Here is a 17,335-nt window from a genome sequence, read left to right on the forward strand (position 1 = left end):
CCGTGCTCCCGCTCAGCGCGACGCGGGGGCTGAACCGCCCGCCACCGCCGCACTCGACGATGCCGGTGCCGCTCCCGCCTGGGCGGTCACCTCGTCGATCAGCTTGGGGTCGATCCGCCCGCCCTGTGGCTGCACCTTCTGCCCCGGGCGGACGCGCAGCGCGCCGCTGATGACGACGCGCTCATTCTCCTTCAGCCCCGACCGCACGACGCGCAGGCCGCCGATCAGCGGCCCCAGCTCGACGGGACGGCCGGTCATGTTGCCCTGGCCGTCGACGATATAGACCAGCCGGCGGGCCGAATCGGTGGCGATCGCGGTGTCGGGGACGAGGATCGCGCGATAGGGCCGCGACGCCTGAAGCTGCAGGGTGCCGAACATGCCGGGGCGCAGCAGGCCGTCGGGATTGGGAATGACCGCGCGCGCACGGATCGTGCCGGTTCCCGACGAGATCGCGTTGTCGACGAAATCGAGCCGCCCGCGATGGGTGAAACCCGCTTCGTCCTGCAGCTTGACCGCGACCGGCGTGCCCGATCCGATCCCCGCATTCTCGCGCTGATATTTGAGCAGCAGCGATTCGGAACCGTCGAACGTGAAGTGCAGCGGATTGGTCGATACGATCGTCGTCAGCACCGTCTGGTCGGCGATCACGGCGTTGCCGCGGTCGACGCGGCGATCGGAGGCACGGCCGCTGATCGGCGCGGTGACGCGGGTGAAGCCGAGTTCCAGCTCGCGCGCACGCACCGCCGCCCGGGCCGCCGCGACCTGGGCTTCGGCGGAGCGGAAGGCCGCGGTACGCTGCTCGACTTCCTCCGCGCTCGCTGCGTTCGATTTTGCCAGCGTGCGCGAACGCTCAAGCTCGGTGCTGGCGTTGGTCGCGGTCGCCTGCGCCTGAACCAGCTGCGCGCGCGCCTGCGCCAGGGCCGCCTGGGCCGGCCGCGGATCGACCTGGAACAGCAGCTGGCCCTGGCGGACATATTGCCCGTCGGTGAAATGCACCGACGCCAGATAGCCGGAAGCGCGCGGGCGCACGTCGACGCTGTTCACCGCCTCGAACCGCCCGACAAATTCGTCCTGATCGGTGACGTTGCGGATCAGCGGCTGCGCGACGGTGACGGGCACCGCCGGCGGCGGGCCGCCCTGCTGGGCTTCCGAACCGCACCCGGAGATCGCCAGGGCGGACGTGACGGCGAAAATCGCAAGCGCAACTCTTTGCATAACTTTCCAGCCCTGATTTGATCCGTCCGGTCTGTGCCGGACTCCACGCAGGCCCTCACCGCGCCGCGCCTTTTTTGGCCGGTCGCACCGGCTCTGGAATAAGATTGCGGTTTCGGCTTGTCAACGGCTGTAGACTTTTATCAACGATTGTTGACGCTTGGCACGATGCGCGTATTTTGACCCCGGATGAACCGTTGCGCAAAACCCGATCCACGTCCGCGCAACGCCGCGGCCACTCGCGATGCAATTCTCGATCACGCGCGCCGGCTTTTTGCACGCGACAGCTATGAACAGGTCGGTCTTCGCGACATCGCCGGCGGGGCCGGCATCGATGCGGCGCTGGTCTGCCGATATTTCGGCAGCAAGGAGGAATTGTTCAAGACTGCGCTGCGCGGCGACGATGAAGATTTGTTCGCCGGGGTCGATCGCGCCGGCTTGGCAAAGCATCTGGTCGACATGGTCACCGACGCCGACGGCGATGCGGACCACGACCAGCGGGATAGTGAGGCGGAACAGCTGATGATCATGCTGCGCTCCGCATCGTCGCCGCGCGCCGCCGCGATCGTCAGCGAAGCGGTCCGGGACGAGCTCATCGAGCCGATCGCGGCGCTGATCGACCGGCCCGACGCCCGCACCCGGGCGCTGCTGTGCCTGGTCACGCTGCTTGGCTACGCGCTGATCGACCCCGTCCTCGACGGCGAGGCACTCACCAACGAACGCCCGGCACTGACGCCCGCCATGCACGACCTGCTCGAACACATCCTGGGCGGCTGATCCCGACCCGGCGCGGACGCTCGCTCATACTGGACCGAGAAGCGGACCGCGATCGGCACCGTGGCCGAACGGCTGGAACTTTCCATCAGCGAAGCCGCTGACTCTCCAGATCTTGCTCCATCGCGGCGAGAAATTCGGCGCGGTATCGGAGCGCCTCCGGCATCGGCACACGGCGGCCGGGCATATATTGCGCAAGGAATAGGCAGGTACGCTGACGCAGCGGGTCCACGCTGAAAAACGTGCTGCACGCCCCCACGGCGGAAAAGACCCCTTCGGTGCCGTTATCGCTCCGCACCCCCGGCATGACGACCCCTGCACCCGCGCCGAACCCGCCGGTCGGCGGATAGGACACATCGGGTGGGAGGAGGTTGGACAATGCCATGCGCACGGTTGCCGGTGTCATCACGCGCGCGCCGTCAAGCTCGCCCTCGTTCAGGAGCATTTGCCCGAAACGGACGAGATCGCGCGCCGAGCTTACCAGGCCACCGCCGCCCGCCAACAGCTTCGGGGGATCAAGCCAAAAACTGCTGCGACCCTGGTCAATGGCGACGGGTCCCTCGGGCGCGTTGCCATAAAGGGTCGTCAGGCGATGCACGTCCCGCCTTCGAACGCGGAAACCGGTCGACCGCATCCCGAGCGGCGCGAACAGCCGCCGCTGCATGAACGTGTCCAGCGGCAGTCCGGACGCCCGCTCGATCACAGCGCCCATGAGGTCGAGGCCCATCGAATAGTGCCACGCCGTTCCTGGTTCGGCGATCAGCGGCACCTCCGCCATACGCCTGACCATCTCGGTCAGGCCGTTGACCTGCGTGCCGTACCACGTCTCGCCAGGCTGCCGCACGAAGCTGCCCGGCGTCACCCCCCGCTCGCGATAGGCGCGCGCAAGGGGCGTATCGCCCAGCACCGGCTGCCAGTTCGACAGGCCCGAAGTGTGCGTCAGCAGGTGCCGCATCGTCATCTGCCGCACAGCTGGCCGTGAATCGAGGCTCGCGTCGGGATCGATGGCGACCCGCATCTGGCCGAGTTCCGGCAAGACCTCCGCAACCGGCTGGTCGAGCGCAATCAGTCCGTCCTCGATCAGCAGCATCGCGGCCATACCCGTGATCGGCTTGCTCACGGAATAAAGGCGAAACAGGGAGTCGGGGGAGACGGCGACAGCGGAGTCGTAAGCGATCGTGCCAGCGACTTGAAATTCGGTCCGCGATCGCCCTTGCGCAATCGCCGCGGCCGCACCTGCGAACTTCTTGTCGGCAGTGTATCGGTCGAGCAGCGAACGGACGCGTGACCAACGCTGTTCCGGCACTGCCCCCGCGGCCGCACTTGCGCTCAACACTGTTGCCCCGGCGATAAAATCCCGGCGGCGGACGAGACTTGCATGATCCATCACCCGCGCTCCTCGCCTCAATGACTCCAGGCTGCGACATATCGGACAATCTGCGGCGACGCGTCTCGTCGGCCAGTATGCCGTGAGGGGTGCGCGATCGCAATCGAGTCGGGGGGTGGTGCTCGCAACGCCCCGCCCGGGATGCCCTGGCGAGTTGGCGCCCGGGCGGACGTGCAGCGTCGGGCAAGCTCGAACGCGCCGGGATCAACCGGCAAGCCCGACGATGCGGACCCCCGAACGGCCGAAATGCACGATCCGGGCCTTCAGGCGCACGACGCGCTAGAAGACAGCGTCGACCAGTTGCCGGAACGCCGCCGCGCGGTGGCTGATCGCATGCTTGCGCGCCGGGTCCATCTCGCCGAACGTCTCGGTCTCGCCCTGGGCCACGAATACGGGATCATAGCCGAAGCCGCGGCGGCCGCGCGGTGGCCATACCAACGTTCCGTGCACCCGCCCCTCGAACCATTCGACATGCCCGTCGGGCCAGGCGAGCGCGAGGGTGCAGGCGAAATAGGCGCTCCGGCTGACATCCGGGCCCAGCTCGGCCAGCTTCCCCTCGACTTTGCCCATCGCCATGTACCAGTCGCGGCCCGGCCCGCCCTCGAACGCGCGCTTCTCGGCCCAATCGGCGGTGTAGACGCCGGGTGCGCCCCCCAGCGCCTCGACGCATAGACCGCTGTCGTCGGACAGCGCCGGCAGCCCCGACAGGTCGGCCGCGCTCATCGCCTTCAGCTCGGCATTGGCATAGAAGGTCGTGCCGTTCTCGACCGGCTCGGGCAGGTCGAGCTCGGCCGCCGACACCGGCTCGATCCCGAACGGGGCGAGCAGTTCCCGGATCTCGCGCACCTTGCCTTCATTGTGGCTTGCGATCACCAGGCGGCCCGGCTGCAGCTTGCGGATCGCCTGGGGCGGCACGCCCTCCGCTTCGCCCGTCGGATCGCTCACCGCCCGACCGCCTTCAGCTGCGCCGCGAAGATCCGGGTGCAGCCGATGCGCGCCAGGCGGAGCAGGCGCAGCAGCCCTTCCTCGTCATAGGTCGCGCCTTCTGCGGTCGCCTGCACCTCGGCGATGCTGCCGTCACCGATCAGCACGAAGTTGGCGTCGGCGTCGGCGGCCGAATCCTCGTCATAATCGAGGTCGAGCACCGGCGTGCCCTGATGGATGCCGCAGCTGATCGCCGCGACCTGGCGGGTCAGCGGATCAGCGGCAATCGCGCCCGCCGCCATCAGCTTGTCGACCGCGAGCCGCAGCGCCACCCACGCGCCGGAAATCGACGCGGTGCGGGTGCCGCCATCGGCCTGGATCACGTCGCAGTCGATCGTGATCTGGCGCTCGCCCAATGCCTTCAGGTCGGTGACCGCGCGCAGCGAGCGGCCGATCAGCCGCTGGATTTCCTGGGTACGGCCCGACTGCTTGCCCTTGGCGGCCTCGCGGCTGCCGCGGGTGTGCGTCGCGCGCGGCAGCATCCCGTATTCGGCGGTGACCCAGCCCTCGCCCTTGCCGCGCAGGAACGGCGGCACCCGCTCCTCGACGCTGGCGGTGACCAGCACGCGCGTGTCGCCGAAGCCGATCAGTACCGAGCCTTCGGCGTGGCGGGTGAAGTTCGGCTCGATGGTGATCGCGCGCATTTCGTCGGGGGCACGGCCGGATGGGCGCATCGATGTTTCTCCAGTTCGGGGTATCGCGCCCGGTTAGGCGCTTGGTCGCGCCGGGGCAACCGCGAAGCCGACGCGGCGATGCTTCCGTTCCGGCCCCGCCCGCCCTAGATAGGCCGCGATGACCAGCGGCCCGCCCATCACCGAGCTGACCGACCGCGCCCGCGATGTCTTTCGCATCGCGGTGCAAAGCTATCTGGAAACCGGCGCGCCGGTCGGATCGCGCACGATTTCGCGCATCTCCACGCTGAATCTGTCGCCCGCGTCGATCCGCAACGTCATGCAGGATCTCGAGGAAGCCGGGCTGCTCGCCGCACCGCACACCAGCGCCGGGCGCATGCCGACCGAGAGCGGGCTGAGGCTGTTCGTCGACGGCATGATGCAGGCGAGCGAGCCGACCGCCGACGAACGCGCCGCGATCGCCAGCCGGGCGGACGGCGCCGCGACGGTGGAGGAGGCGATCGCCAATACCACCGCGGCGCTGTCGGGCCTGTCGGCCTGCGCCGGGCTGGTGCTCGTGCCCAAGCGCGAGCCGGTCCTGCGCGAATTCAACCTGGTGCCGCTGTCCGAGGGCCGCGCGCTTGCGGTGATGGTCGGCCAGGACGGCTCGATCGAGAACCGCGTCGTCGACCTGCCGCGCGACGTGTCAGCCACCGCGCTCAACGATGTCAGCCGCTATCTGTCCGCTACGCTCGCCGGCCTGACGCTCAGCGAGGCACGCGCCCGCGTCGAACGCGAGATCCGCGAGGAGCGCGCCGCGCTCAACCAGGCGGCGCGCGTGCTGGTCGAGCGCGGGCTGGCGGTGTGGAGCCAGGACGGCGACGACCGCGCGGTGCTGATCGTGCGGGGTCAGGCGCAGCTCATCGACGCCGCGGCGCTGGAGGATATGGAGCGCGTCCGCCAGCTGCTCGACGAGCTGGAGGGCAAGGAGGAGATCGCCCGCCTGCTCGACCGCGCGCGCGACGGCGATGCGACCCGCATCTTCATCGGATCGGAAAACAAGCTGTTCGCGCTGTCGGGATCGTCGGTGATCGCGCGACCCGTGCGTGCGCTCGACGGCCGTGTCGTCGGCGTCGTCGGGGTGATCGGCCCGACCCGGTTGAACTATGCGCGCGTCGTGCCCATGGTGGATTTCACGGCCGCAACGCTCGCCCGCCTGCTGGGTTGAGCGCCACTCTACAAACGAACGGGATGACATGACCGACCACGAAACGACGCCTCAAGACGCCGAGCAACTGCGCGAGGAAACCGCCGCCGACGCCCCCGAAGTCGCCGAAGCCGACCGGACTGCGGCGCTGGAGGCGGAGCTGGAACAGGCCAAGGCAGACCTGCTCTATGCCCGCGCTGAAACCCAGAACATGCGCCGCCGCGCCGAAAAGGAAGCCGCCGACGCGCGCACCTATGCCGCCACCCAGTTCGCGCGCGATATCCTGTCGGTCGCCGACAATCTCAGCCGCGCGCTCGCTGCCATCCCCGCCGATCTGCGCGAGGATGAGAAGATGAAGGGGCTGGTCGTCGGGCTGGAAGCGACCGGACGCGAGCTTGAATCGGTGTTCACCCGCCACGGCATCACCAGGCTGGCCGCCAAGGGCGAGATGCTCGACCCCAATCGCCACCAGGCGATGTTCGAGGTGCCGAGCGACGACGTGCCGCCGGGCACCGTCGTCCAGGAAATCCAGACCGGCTATCTGATCGGCGACCGCCTGCTCCGCCCCGCCCTGGTCGGCGTGGCCAAGGCACCCGACTCGCCCGGCGCGGCCTGAGGCACAAGCGCTCGCCGCCTTGAACGGCGGCGACGGAGCGGCACGCGTCGCCACCCCAGCGGCCATTCGGCTCGCCGCGTCGCACGTGCAGGCCGATGCGCAACAATCTGAAATCAAAATCGGCTCCGGGACAACAGGTTAGTCAAACCCTCATTGTCCCGGAGTAACCTCGATGGGCAGAAAGCGGTCAGCACCGACCCCAGCACCCACACCGACGCCTTCACCGACCGTCCTGAGCGGCACCGAAGGCAATGATTCGCTCATGTGGGAAAGCCCGGCCGCCGGAACCGTCGATGGACGCGGCGGCTTTGACACGCTCACTATCAGCCTGGGCGGACTGACCACTGATCTGGTCATGACCGGTGCGCTGGGCTCGGGCGCGACCGCTTTATTGTCGACCGGCCTGACCATCCAGAACATCGAACTGCTGCGCATCCGAAGCGGCGGCGGCAATGACCGGCTGTTCGGCGGGGCCGGCGACGATTATTTCGCGACCGGCATCGGCAACGATTCCGTGGCCGGCGGCGGCGGCAACGATTGGCTGGATCTGGCACAGGGCGATAATGTCGCCAGTGGCGGTGCCGGCGCGGATACCTTTTTCCTGCTCCACGACGGCAAGGTGACGATCACCGATTTCTCCGTCGACCAGGGCGACAAGATCCTGTTCGACATCAACGGCCTCGACATCCCGACCGCATGGGGCATCGCCAACGGCTTCATCCGGATCACCGACAGCAAGGCGGGCGCGGTGCTCGAAGTCGATTTCGACGGGTCGAGCACCGCGTTCGACTGGTCGGTCGTCGCCGTGCTCCAGGGCGTCAGCGCCGCTTCGCTCATTCCCGAAGCCTTCGCTGCCTGAGGCGGCACGTAGGCCGGGATCACCCCGCCGGCGGATTCGGCGGCGTAAACATGGCTAGGTGACTGGGCGAGCCGTCGCCGATTGCGACACGTTCAAGCGCGGCAGTTGCGCACGGATGGCGACGGGAAGCCGGTCGAGAAGCCATGACCGCATCGGGATCCACTTTGTCGCTACCATCAAGAGGGCTCCGCCGACGAGTATGGCGCTGATCGACCATGTGATCAGCCCTGCCGCGCCCAATATCCTGCTGAGCGCGACAAAGACGAAGATCACGCTAGACATCAGGATTGATCGGCGGTCCATCGCAAGCGCGAGGATCAGGAAGGCGCCGGCCAATAGCAGCGTTGCGAAAGCAGCCAACAAACCTGGATGAGCAAGGTCTTGACTATACAAGCGTTCCCAACCCGCCGGCCGGTCGCCAGCGCCGATGATCATCCGAAACGACGCACTAGCGATTTCAAGCCCAGCGATAGCATGCAGCCAGAAACCAACCTGGGATCGAATGGTCTCGCGGCGAACATCAGACATGTCCCACCAGATCGCGAGGGCCAAGGTGGTTAAGCCCGCAACGAGCAGAACCCAGCTCACCATCCACGTCGGCGCGCTTGGCGCGATCATACGCAGGAGATGGACTACGACATTCAGGGCAGCGACGACCATAGCGGCGTAGGCGAGCGGCAGCCGGAATCGTCTCCAGAACAGCCAGCATGCGAAACTAGTGCCGACTGCCGTAATCAGGCCACGAAGCGGGGAGATGACAGCCGCGGTGGAAGCGGGACCGCTTGCTGCTTCCCAGCTTAGTCCAGGCAGAAACTGAGCGTTCGCGAAGAATGTGCCCGCGCTGCCGACCGCAAAGGACGCAAACAGCACGTGCGCTGTCAGCAAGAGCCTTTGTCTACGAATCAGAAACTCGCTGAGCAACCATGCGACACCGGCGAGGATCGCGAATGAAGCGAGATCAATGATCGCCAGAAGGAACGCCATGCCGCCCGCCATCAGCAAAATAACGGCGACTGCAGTCATCACGTCCGCAAACCCGGCCACGAGCTGAAAGGACTCTTCGGTGGACAGGGGCACGCCGCGCCGTCGTGCCGTCAGGTTGCGCAATTTCTGGGCTGCCTCAACTGAGAGAATACCCGCGGCGACGCCCGCGTCGATGTCTTCGTCGTGATAGCTGGCGCTCATCCCGCTAAGGTGACAAGACAATGATAAGAAACGCTTAATTTCGGAATCGATCTTGGCTTTATTGGTGGACGCCGCGCGGGCGAGCGGGCGGGCGTTTACGCGCCGAAAGGCATCCTCGTGACGAATGCCATTGAACCCCCTATCTCACGACCATGCCCGCTGCCGATCGCTTCACGTCCGTCCGCAACCGCCGCGCGATCATTGATCGTCGGGCGGTGGCGGAGCAGCTCGACGCGCTGGACGGCCGCGATGTCGCCGAGCTGCGCCGGGGCGCGACGGCAACGCTCAAGGCGGCATTGCTCGCCGGCCGGGCCGAAATCGCGGCGCGGCTGCTCGCCAAACCGTCGCACGGCCACGAAATGGCTGCCTCCGGTGCTTTCCTGGTCGACCAGATCCTGCGCCTGTTGTGGGACTTCACCGTCAACCGACTCTATCCCAACGCCAATCCGACCGCGGCCGAACGCATGGTGCTGATCGCCGTCGGCGGCTACGGCCGGGGCGAGATGGCGCCCTATTCCGATGTCGACATCGGCTTCATCACGCCCTGGAAACAGACCGGGTGGAGCGAGCAGGTGATCGAATCGATCCTCTACGCGCTGTGGGACATGGGGCTGACCGTCGGGCATTCGTCGCGCTCGCTCGACGAGACCATCCGCCAGGCGCGCGGCGACGTGACGATCCGCACCGCGCTGCTGGAGGCGCGCTATGTCTGGGGCGACACCGCGCTCTATGACGAGGCCGCGTCGCGCTTCCGCGCCGAGGTCCAGTCGGATGTCCGCTCCTTCGTGGCGCAGAAGCTCGCCGAGCGCGACCAGCGGCATCAGAAGATGGGCGACAGCCGCTATGTCGTCGAACCCAACGTCAAGGAGGGCAAAGGCGGGCTACGCGACCTCCACACCCTGTACTGGATCGGCAAATACGCGCTCGGTGTGCGCACTGCAGCCGAACTGGTCGACGCCGGCCTGCTGACCGATCAGGAATATCGCCAGTTCCGCCAGGCCGCGAACTTTCTGTGGGCGGTGCGCGGCCATCTCCACGCCATTTCCGGGCGCGCGGAGGAGCGGCTGACCTTCGACGTCCAGCGCGAGATCGCGCATCGGATGCGCTTTTCCGATCGCCCCGGCAAGTCGCAGGTCGAACGCTTCATGCAGCTCTACTTCCTGCACGCCAAGCGCGTCGGCGACCTGACCGGGCTCTTCCTCGCCCATTTCGACGAGAAGTTCGCCGCACCGCGCTTTTCGCGTTTCGGCCTGCCCAGCTTCCGGCGCAGCCCGCGCAGGCTGCGCGGCTTCAAGCTCGATCGCGGCCGGCTCGCCATCCCGAGCGACGATTTCTTCATGCGCGACCCCACGCGGCTGATCGAGATGTTCGCGCTCGCGGTCGAACATGGCATTGAAATCCATCCGCTGGCGATGCGCGCGGCGTCGCGCGACGCCCGGTTGCTGATCGATCACCGCGACGATCCCCGCGCCAACGCGCTGTTCATGGAGGTGCTGACATCGCCGCGCGCGCCCGACCAGGGGCTTCACGCGATGAACGAGGCCGGGGTGTTCGGCCGTTTCGTGCCCGATTTCGGCCGTGTCGTCGCGCAGATGCAGTTCGACATGTACCACCATTACACCGTCGATGAGCACACCATCCGCGCGATCGGGCTGCTCAGCCGGATCGAGCGCGGCGAACTCGCCGAGGACCATCCGCTCGCGACCGGGATCATCGGCCAGATCGTGTCGCGCCGGGCGCTGTATGTCGCGGTCCTGCTGCACGACATCGCCAAGGGGCGCGGCGGCGACCATTCGGTGCTCGGTGCGGAAGTCGCCGAGCGGCTATGCCCGCGCTTCGGCATGACCCCTGCGGAGACCGAGACGGTCGCCTGGCTGGTCCGCCATCACCTGCTGATGTCGGCGACCGCATTCAAGCGCGACCTGTCGGATTTCAAGACCGTCCTCGACTTTGCCGAAATGGTCCAGAGCCCGCAGCGGCTGATGATGCTGATGGTGCTGACCATCGTCGATATCCGCGCGGTCGGCCCCGGCGTGTGGAACGGCTGGAAGCGCCAGCTGCTCGCCACGCTTTACGAATCCGCAGAGGAAGTGCTCCGGCTCGGCCACAAGCAGCGCGGCCGCAGCGAACGGATCCTGGCCAAGCAGGAAACGCTGGCCCAGGCGCTCGGCTGGGACGCGGCGAAGCTCCAGACCTATGTCACGACGCTGCCCGAAGCCTATTGGATCGCCGAACCCCAGGACGTGCTCGAGCGCAATGCGCGGCTGCTGTCGCGCGACGGCACGGTCAGCCTGGCGATCGAGGCCCAGGTCTATCCCGACCGCGACGCGACGCTCGTCACGGTGCACGCCGCCGACCATCCCGGCCTGTTCTATCGCATCGCGGGCGCGATCCACGCGGCGGGCGGCAATATCATCGACGCGCGCATCCACACCACCCGCACCGGCATGGCGCTCGACAATTTCCTGGTCCAGAACCCGCTGAATGGCGGGCCGTTCGGCGATCCGGCGCAGCTCGACCGGCTGAAGACGGCGATTGCCGACTCGCTCGCCAATCGCGCCAAGCTGACCGAACGGCTGCGCGCGCGCCCGCTGGTGCGGATGCGCGCGGAAGCCTTCACGATCGAACCCAACGTGCTGATCGACAACAAGGCGTCGAACCGTTTCACCGTGATCGAGGTGAACGCCCGCGATCGTCCCGCGCTGCTCCACCATCTGGCGCAGGCGCTGTTCCAGTCGAAGGTCACGATTCATTCCGCGCACGTCGCAACCTATGGCGAGCGCGCGGTCGACACCTTCTATGTCACCGATCTGTTGCGCGACAAGATCACGAGCGCGAGCCGGCTCAAGGCGCTGGAACGCCGTCTGCTCGATGCGGCTTCGGGTGACATCGATCTGGCGCACGCCGCCTGAACCGCGTATCCTCGCCCGCGACGGGCAGCGGGGAGCGGATCGGATGGGGGTGCTGGGCATCGGCGGACTGTTCTTTCGCGCGCGCGATCCCGACGCGCTGAACGGCTGGTACCGCGAGCATCTGAACATCGGCGCCGGCTGCAACGCCGATGGCAGCGCGGGCGACGACTGGGCGTGGCAGACCGAAGCCGGGCCGGTGGTGTTCGCGCCGTTCAAGGCCGACACCGACTATTTTGCACCAGACAAGGCCTTCATGATCAACCTGCGGGTGCGCGACATCGACAGCCTGCTCGAGCAGCTTCACGCCGCCGGCATCGCCGTAGAAACGCGTGAGGAATGGGATCACCCCGATACCGGCCGCTTCGCCCGCATCCACGATCCCGAAGGCAACGCCATCGAACTCTGGGAGCCGCCCCAGCCATGACCGCCTTCTGGATCGCGATCGGTGCTGTCTTCATCGCGCTCGGCGCATCGGCCATTGCACGCATGGGCGCACAGGCCAAGACCAAAGCACGCAACGATCAGGCGGGCGGCAGCGACACCGGGTGGGTCGCAAGCGACACGAGCAGCAGCGATTGCGGATCGGGCGGCGACGGCGGTGGTGGCGGCTGCGACTGAACGAATGCGTGCGCCTATAGCGCGGGGCATGACAGCGACGATGAAACCGGAACCGCTCATCCTGGGTAAGGCGTGAGCGGGTTGGTGCAACCAAATGCCATTTCACTCTAGCCCCTCCCCTTCAGGGGAGGGGTTGGGATGGGGCTCTCGGCAAACGCCGTGTTACTTCGGCGAGAGCACCATCAGCATCTGGCGGCCTTCCATGCGCGGATAGGCTTCGACCTTGGCGTCCTCGGCACAGTCCTCCTGCACGCGCTGCAACAGCTTCATGCCCAGCTGGCCGTGCGACAATTCGCGACCGCGAAAGCGCAGCGTGACCTTGACCTTGTCGCCCTCGCCGATGAACTTGTGGATCGCCTTCATCTTCACGTCGTAGTCGTGATCGTCGATGTTCGGACGCATCTTGATCTCCTTGATCTCCTGCGTCTTCTGCGACTTGCGGGCCTGGTTCGCCTTTTTCTGCGCCTCGTACTTGAACTTGCCGACGTCCAGGAACTTGGCGACCGGCGGGTCGGCATTGGGCGACACCTCGACCAGGTCGAGCCCGACGCTCTGCGCCTGCTCCATCGCCTCGCGCGTGTACATGACGCCCAGATTCTCGCCATTCTCGTCGATGACGCGGACCTTGGGCGACTGGATGAATTCGTTGAACCGGGGGCCGTTCATCGGGACCGGCGGCGCCATCGGGCGCCGTGACATGGGAGGACGTATAGGGTTATCTCCTGTTGACCGTTATCATGACAATATAGTGCGGAACGCGCCCAGCGCAAAGCGGGTGCGTTGCGATCAGGCGCGTGGCGCAATCAATCGAGCGTGTCCAGCCGGATCAACATGCCCGGCAACAGCAGCGGTGCGACGCTGTCGTGCGCTTCATATTCCTCGACATCGCCATAGACGCCGCCGTCGGGCGCGCGGTGGACCCGGATCGTCTGGCGCACCGCATCGACCACCCAATATTCGCGCACGCCGGCTTCCGCGTAGAGCCGTGACTTTACTTGCAGATCATAGGCAAGCGAGCTGTCCGCGACTTCAATGGTCAGAACGAGATCCGGGCCGCGCATGTGCTGCGTCATGGCGCCGCTCGGCAGCACCACCAGATCAGGTTCGACCAGCCGCGTTTCCGATAGTGTGATCGACGGCGCGGGATACACGGCGAATTGATCCGGCAGGTTCCGCGCCAGGAAACGCGTCAGGCGGGCTTCCATGATCGAATGCCAACTGGCTTTCGCCGCTGCCATCGGCACAATCTCCCCGTCGATCAGTTCAAATCGCTCGCCTTCGCGAAACATCCCCGACTCGGTCAGCGCATACACGTCGGCGACGGTCAGCCGCGCGGGGATCAGGCCCTTTTTGACGTTCTGAAAGACGGTCATGCCGCAAACCTAGCACAGATCGGGCGGCGTCGCTTCCCCCTTGAGCATCGCGACCAGATCGTCGAGCGGCATCACCTTCTGCCCCTCGCCGCCCAGCACGCGCAGCGCCACCGTGCGCTCTTCCGCCTCGCGCTTGCCGACCACGACCAGGTTGGGGACCTTGGCCAGCGAATGCTCGCGCACCTTGTAGTTGATCTTCTCGTTGCGAAGATCGGCTTCGGCGCGGATGCCGGCGGCTTTCAGCGCTGCTTCGACTTCGCGGGCGTAATCGTCCGCGTCGGACACGATCGTCGCCACCACTGCCTGAACCGGGGCAAGCCATGCCGGCAGCTTGCCCGCAAAATGCTCGATCAGGATGCCGATGAAGCGTTCATAGCTGCCAAAGATCGCGCGGTGGAGCATCACCGGGCGGTGGCGCTCGCCATCCTCGCCGACATAGCTGGCGTCGAGCCGCTCGGGCAGCACCCGGTCGGACTGGATCGTGCCGACCTGCCACGTCCGCCCGATCGCGTCGGTCAGGTGCCATTCGAGCTTGGGCGCATAGAACGCGCCTTCGCCCGGCAGCTCCTCCCAGCCATATTGCTCGGTGGCAAGACCAGCGCGCACGACAGCATCGCGCAGTTCCGCCTCGGCCTTGTCCCACATTTCGTCGGACCCGAACCTTTTGTCGGGCCGCAACGCCAGCTTGATCGAATAGGTGAAGCCGAAATCGCGGTAGATGCGGTCGGCCAGCTGGCAGAAGGCCTGCACCTCCGCGACGATCTGGTCCTCGCGGCAAAAGATATGCGCGTCGTCCTGCGTGAACTGGCGCACGCGCATCAGCCCATGCAGCGCGCCGTGCGGCTCGTTGCGGTGGCAGCAGCCATTCTCGTACAGCCGCAGCGGCAAATCACGGTACGACTTGATGCCCTGCCGGAAAATCAGGACATGCGCCGGGCAATTCATCGGCTTCAGCGCCATCCACTCGGCATCGTTCGACACGATCGGCCCGTCATCGTCGACATTGGGCACTTCGTCGGGGATGACGAACATGTTTTCGCGATACTTGCCCCAGTGGCCCGACTGCTCCCATTGGCGCGCGTCCATCACCTGCGGCGTCTTGACCTCGCGATAGCCGGCCGCGTCGATCGCGCGGCGCATATAGGCCTCCAGCTCGCGCCAGATCAGATAACCCTTGGGGTGCCAGAACACGCTGCCATGCGCTTCTTGTTGCAAATGGAACAGGTCCATTTCCTGCCCCAGCTTGCGGTGGTCGCGCTTCGCCGCCTCCTCCAGCCGGGTCAGGTGCTGGTCGAGCTGCTTCTTGTTGAGCCAGCCGGTGCCGTAGATGCGCGACAGCTGCGCGTTCTTCTGGTCGCCGCGCCAATAGGCGCCCGACACGCGCATCAGCTTGAACGCTTGGCTGTCGAGCTTGCCCGTGCTGGCCAGATGCGGGCCGCGGCACATGTCGAGCCACTTGCCGGCGCGATAGACGGTCAGCTCCTCGTCCTCGGGCAATTCCGCCGCCCATTCCGCCTTGAACGTCTCGCCCTGTTCGCGCCACAGCGCGATCAGCTCGTCGCGCTGCCACACCTCGCGCACCAGTGCTTCGTCGCGCGCGATGATCGCGCGCATCTCGGCCTCGATCGCCGGCAGGTCGTCCTCGGTGAACGGCCGATCCTTGGGCGCGAAGTCGTAATAGAACCCATCGTCGGTCGAGGGGCCGAACGTGATCTGCGTGCCCGGAAACAGGTTCTGCACTGCTTCCGCCAGCACATGCGCATAGTCGTGGCGCACCAGTTCGAGCGCATCCGCCTCATCGCGCGCGGTCACCAGCGCCAGCGCCGCATCGCCCTCGAACGGGCGACCGATGTCGCGCAGCTCGCCATCGACCCGCGCCGCCAGCGCCGCCTTGGCCAGCCCCGGCCCGATCGCGGCGGCGATGTCCGCGGGGGTAGTCCCCGGCGCGACCTGGCGGGCGGAACCGTCGGGCAGCGTGATCGTGAACATCTCGGACATGGGGTGCTCTTTGCTCAATGGAGAAGAAAAATAGGTGTTCCCGCTCATCCTGAGTAGGGACTGAGCCTGACGAAGGCCCGTATCGAAGGACGGGCGCACAGTCCCTGTCCTTCGATACGCCACTTCGCCTGCGCTCAGCGGCTACTCAGGATGCGCTGGTGGGTCAACTGATGGTCCGTGCCATGGGTAGAACCGGCCAGCCTACCCCTTCAACGTTCGCTTGGGCGGCGCGACCCAGTCCGCCTCGCCCTTCAACGCCGCGACGATCTCGCCCAGCCGCTTCAGCCGGGTCGTCGCGGTCTTCGCCTGGATCAGCCGGTGGGTCTGGCCGCGCCGGAAACCGGGCGACAGCGCGGCCCACGCCGCCCGCAGCGCCGCGTCGGCGTCCAGCACCGCCTCCAGCTCGGCCACGCGGTCGACACTCTCCTGCGGCTCGACCCGGAAACGCACCGTGGTCACGTCGCCGATGCCAAGGCCCGTTGCCTTCAACAGCGGCTTCGACAGCATCGCATACCAACGCCCGCGCACCGGCTGCCATGCTGCGCTGATTTCGTGATCGGCGATCTCGCCCGAAAAGCGCAGTCGCGGATTGCCGGCAAAGGGCAGCTCGGCGGCGATCACATCGGGCAGGAAGATGACGGTATAGCGCATCGTGCCCAGCCAGTGCTCGGCCATCTCGCCTTCGAACTCATGGGGATAGATCGACATCGCGAAGGCGCGCTCACACCACCCCGAACGGCACCACCCGGTTGCTGGCGGCATGCCCGATTTCCGCGCGCCCGAGATAGGGCACGCCCAGGTCGCCGCACCAGCGCGTGATCATCGCCTCCAGCGCCTCGCCCCAGGGCGGATCGTTCGCCTGGACGTCGTTGACCGTCCCCAGCCGCACGCCCGACAGCCCTTTCAGCTGGGTGGCGTTGGCCATCTGGAACAGCATGCGATCGATGCGATACAGCGGCTCGCCGACTTCCTCGATCATCAGCACATGGTCGGCCAGGTCGGGCAGCCATTGCGTGCCGATCAACGCCGCCAGGATCGACAGGTTGAACGCCGCGACCGGCCGGTCGGCGACCGACGGTTCCAGCGCCGCGCGGTCGCGCCTGACCAGCCAGCCCAGTGCGCGCGCCGCGCACGCGCCCTGATCGTCACGATTGATGTCGGCGGTCATCGGGCCGTGGACCGGCTGTCCGATGCGCCGGGCATAGAGCGCCGCGAGCAGGAACCCCATGTCCGAATAGCCCAGATAGGTCTTGTGCCGCGCGGCGGCGGACAATTGCGGCATCACGCTGGCGAGGATGCGGTTGGAGCCATAGCCGCCGCGCGCGAACCAGATCGCGTCGAACCCGCTGTCATTGGCGAATTCCAGGAACGCGGCCGCGCGCGTGCCGTCCGCGCCCGCGAAATGCCCGTCGGAGGCAAAGCATTGCGGGTGGAAATCGATTCCGACGTCCGGGTGGATCAGCGCGCCCAGCGCCTTGACGCGCGAGGCGACGATTTCCTCGATCGGGCGCGCCGGGGCGACTACGCCGATCCGCACGCTTCGTCCCGCATCTTCGCTGCTCCCTTGCCCCGTCCGGTGAAAGCGGGGATAGCGCGGGC

General features: G+C 66.8%; 17 protein-coding genes. 7 read left to right on the plus strand and 10 right to left on the minus strand.

What is annotated here, in order from left to right; translation table 11 throughout:
• Positions 1–12: 12 nt before the first annotated feature.
• Positions 13–1,215, minus strand: coding sequence for an efflux RND transporter periplasmic adaptor subunit (locus AX676_RS03110; protein WP_066481962.1), 1,203 nt, complete (start codon positions 1,213–1,215; stop codon positions 13–15).
• Between the two features lie 186 nt (positions 1,216–1,401).
• On the opposite strand from AX676_RS03110, the gene AX676_RS03115 reads away from it, so the two are divergent.
• A complete protein-coding gene (locus AX676_RS03115; protein WP_066481961.1) occupies positions 1,402–1,989 on the plus strand; it encodes a TetR/AcrR family transcriptional regulator in 588 nt (195 codons plus the stop codon).
• 85 nt (positions 1,990–2,074) lie between these two features.
• Here AX676_RS03115 and AX676_RS03120 read toward each other — a convergent pair whose 3' ends face one another.
• From AX676_RS03120 to rph, 3 genes are all read right to left on the minus strand, one after another.
• Positions 2,075–3,373, minus strand: coding sequence for a serine hydrolase domain-containing protein (locus AX676_RS03120; protein ID WP_066481959.1), 1,299 nt, complete (start codon positions 3,371–3,373; stop codon positions 2,075–2,077).
• A 279-nt stretch (positions 3,374–3,652) separates the two neighbouring features.
• The gene (gene rdgB, locus AX676_RS03125) at positions 3,653–4,318 is read right to left on the minus strand and encodes an RdgB/HAM1 family non-canonical purine NTP pyrophosphatase (RefSeq protein ID WP_331709226.1); all 666 of its coding nucleotides are present in this window, start codon (positions 4,316–4,318) and stop codon (positions 3,653–3,655) included.
• Positions 4,315–5,031, minus strand: coding sequence for a ribonuclease PH (rph, locus tag AX676_RS03130; RefSeq protein WP_066481956.1), 717 nt, complete (start codon positions 5,029–5,031; stop codon positions 4,315–4,317). The genes rdgB and rph overlap by 4 nt, the downstream gene beginning before the upstream one ends.
• Positions 5,032–5,149: 118 nt before the next feature.
• On the opposite strand from rph, the gene hrcA reads away from it, so the two are divergent.
• From hrcA to AX676_RS03145, 3 genes are all read left to right on the plus strand, one after another.
• Positions 5,150–6,196 (plus strand): heat-inducible transcriptional repressor HrcA, encoded by a 1,047-nt coding sequence (gene hrcA / locus AX676_RS03135; RefSeq protein ID WP_066481954.1) that lies wholly within the window; start codon positions 5,150–5,152, stop codon positions 6,194–6,196.
• Positions 6,159–6,791, plus strand: coding sequence for a nucleotide exchange factor GrpE (gene grpE, locus AX676_RS03140; protein WP_443026108.1), 633 nt, complete (start codon positions 6,159–6,161; stop codon positions 6,789–6,791). The genes hrcA and grpE overlap by 38 nt, the downstream gene beginning before the upstream one ends.
• Positions 6,792–7,053: 262 nt before the next feature.
• Positions 7,054–7,650, plus strand: coding sequence for a calcium-binding protein (locus AX676_RS03145; protein ID WP_066481949.1), 597 nt, complete (start codon positions 7,054–7,056; stop codon positions 7,648–7,650).
• A 54-nt stretch (positions 7,651–7,704) separates the two neighbouring features.
• Here AX676_RS03145 and AX676_RS03150 read toward each other — a convergent pair whose 3' ends face one another.
• A complete protein-coding gene (locus tag AX676_RS03150; RefSeq protein WP_066481943.1) occupies positions 7,705–8,835 on the minus strand; it encodes a hypothetical protein in 1,131 nt (376 codons plus the stop codon).
• A 152-nt stretch (positions 8,836–8,987) separates the two neighbouring features.
• Between AX676_RS03150 and AX676_RS03155 the strand changes: the two genes are divergently transcribed.
• From AX676_RS03155 to AX676_RS03165, 3 genes are read left to right on the plus strand one after another with little or no spacing between them, the layout of a single operon-like run.
• Positions 8,988–11,747, plus strand: coding sequence for a [protein-PII] uridylyltransferase (locus AX676_RS03155; RefSeq protein WP_066481942.1), 2,760 nt, complete (start codon positions 8,988–8,990; stop codon positions 11,745–11,747).
• Between the two features lie 43 nt (positions 11,748–11,790).
• Positions 11,791–12,171, plus strand: coding sequence for a VOC family protein (locus AX676_RS03160; RefSeq protein WP_066481941.1), 381 nt, complete (start codon positions 11,791–11,793; stop codon positions 12,169–12,171).
• Positions 12,168–12,365: a hypothetical protein gene (locus tag AX676_RS03165; protein WP_066481935.1), complete on the plus strand. Its 198-nt coding sequence runs from the start codon at positions 12,168–12,170 to the stop codon at positions 12,363–12,365. Before AX676_RS03160 ends, AX676_RS03165 begins: the two co-directional genes overlap by 4 nt.
• Positions 12,366–12,527: 162 nt before the next feature.
• Here the strand turns inward: AX676_RS03165 and infC are convergent, their stop codons facing one another.
• The 5 genes from infC to AX676_RS03190 form a co-directional block, all read right to left on the minus strand.
• Complete coding sequence (gene infC / locus AX676_RS03170) at positions 12,528–13,064, minus strand: translation initiation factor IF-3 (RefSeq protein WP_066481932.1); 537 nt, start codon at positions 13,062–13,064, stop codon at positions 12,528–12,530.
• Positions 13,065–13,168: 104 nt separating this feature from the next.
• Positions 13,169–13,738, minus strand: a complete 570-nt coding sequence (locus AX676_RS03175) for a Uma2 family endonuclease (RefSeq protein WP_066481930.1) — start codon at positions 13,736–13,738, stop codon at positions 13,169–13,171.
• A gap of 9 nt (positions 13,739–13,747) precedes the next feature.
• The gene (thrS, locus tag AX676_RS03180) at positions 13,748–15,736 is read right to left on the minus strand and encodes a threonine--tRNA ligase (RefSeq protein ID WP_066481929.1); all 1,989 of its coding nucleotides are present in this window, start codon (positions 15,734–15,736) and stop codon (positions 13,748–13,750) included.
• Between the two features lie 201 nt (positions 15,737–15,937).
• Positions 15,938–16,444: a YdeI/OmpD-associated family protein gene (locus AX676_RS03185; RefSeq protein ID WP_066481927.1), complete on the minus strand. Its 507-nt coding sequence runs from the start codon at positions 16,442–16,444 to the stop codon at positions 15,938–15,940.
• Positions 16,445–16,457: 13 nt separating this feature from the next.
• Positions 16,458–17,273: an LD-carboxypeptidase gene (locus tag AX676_RS03190; RefSeq protein WP_066481923.1), complete on the minus strand. Its 816-nt coding sequence runs from the start codon at positions 17,271–17,273 to the stop codon at positions 16,458–16,460.
• Positions 17,274–17,335: the final 62 nt, after the last annotated feature.

Source organism: Sphingomonas sp. CCH21-G11 (genome assembly GCF_001555965.1).
Lineage (GTDB): Bacteria > Pseudomonadota > Alphaproteobacteria > Sphingomonadales > Sphingomonadaceae > Sphingomonas.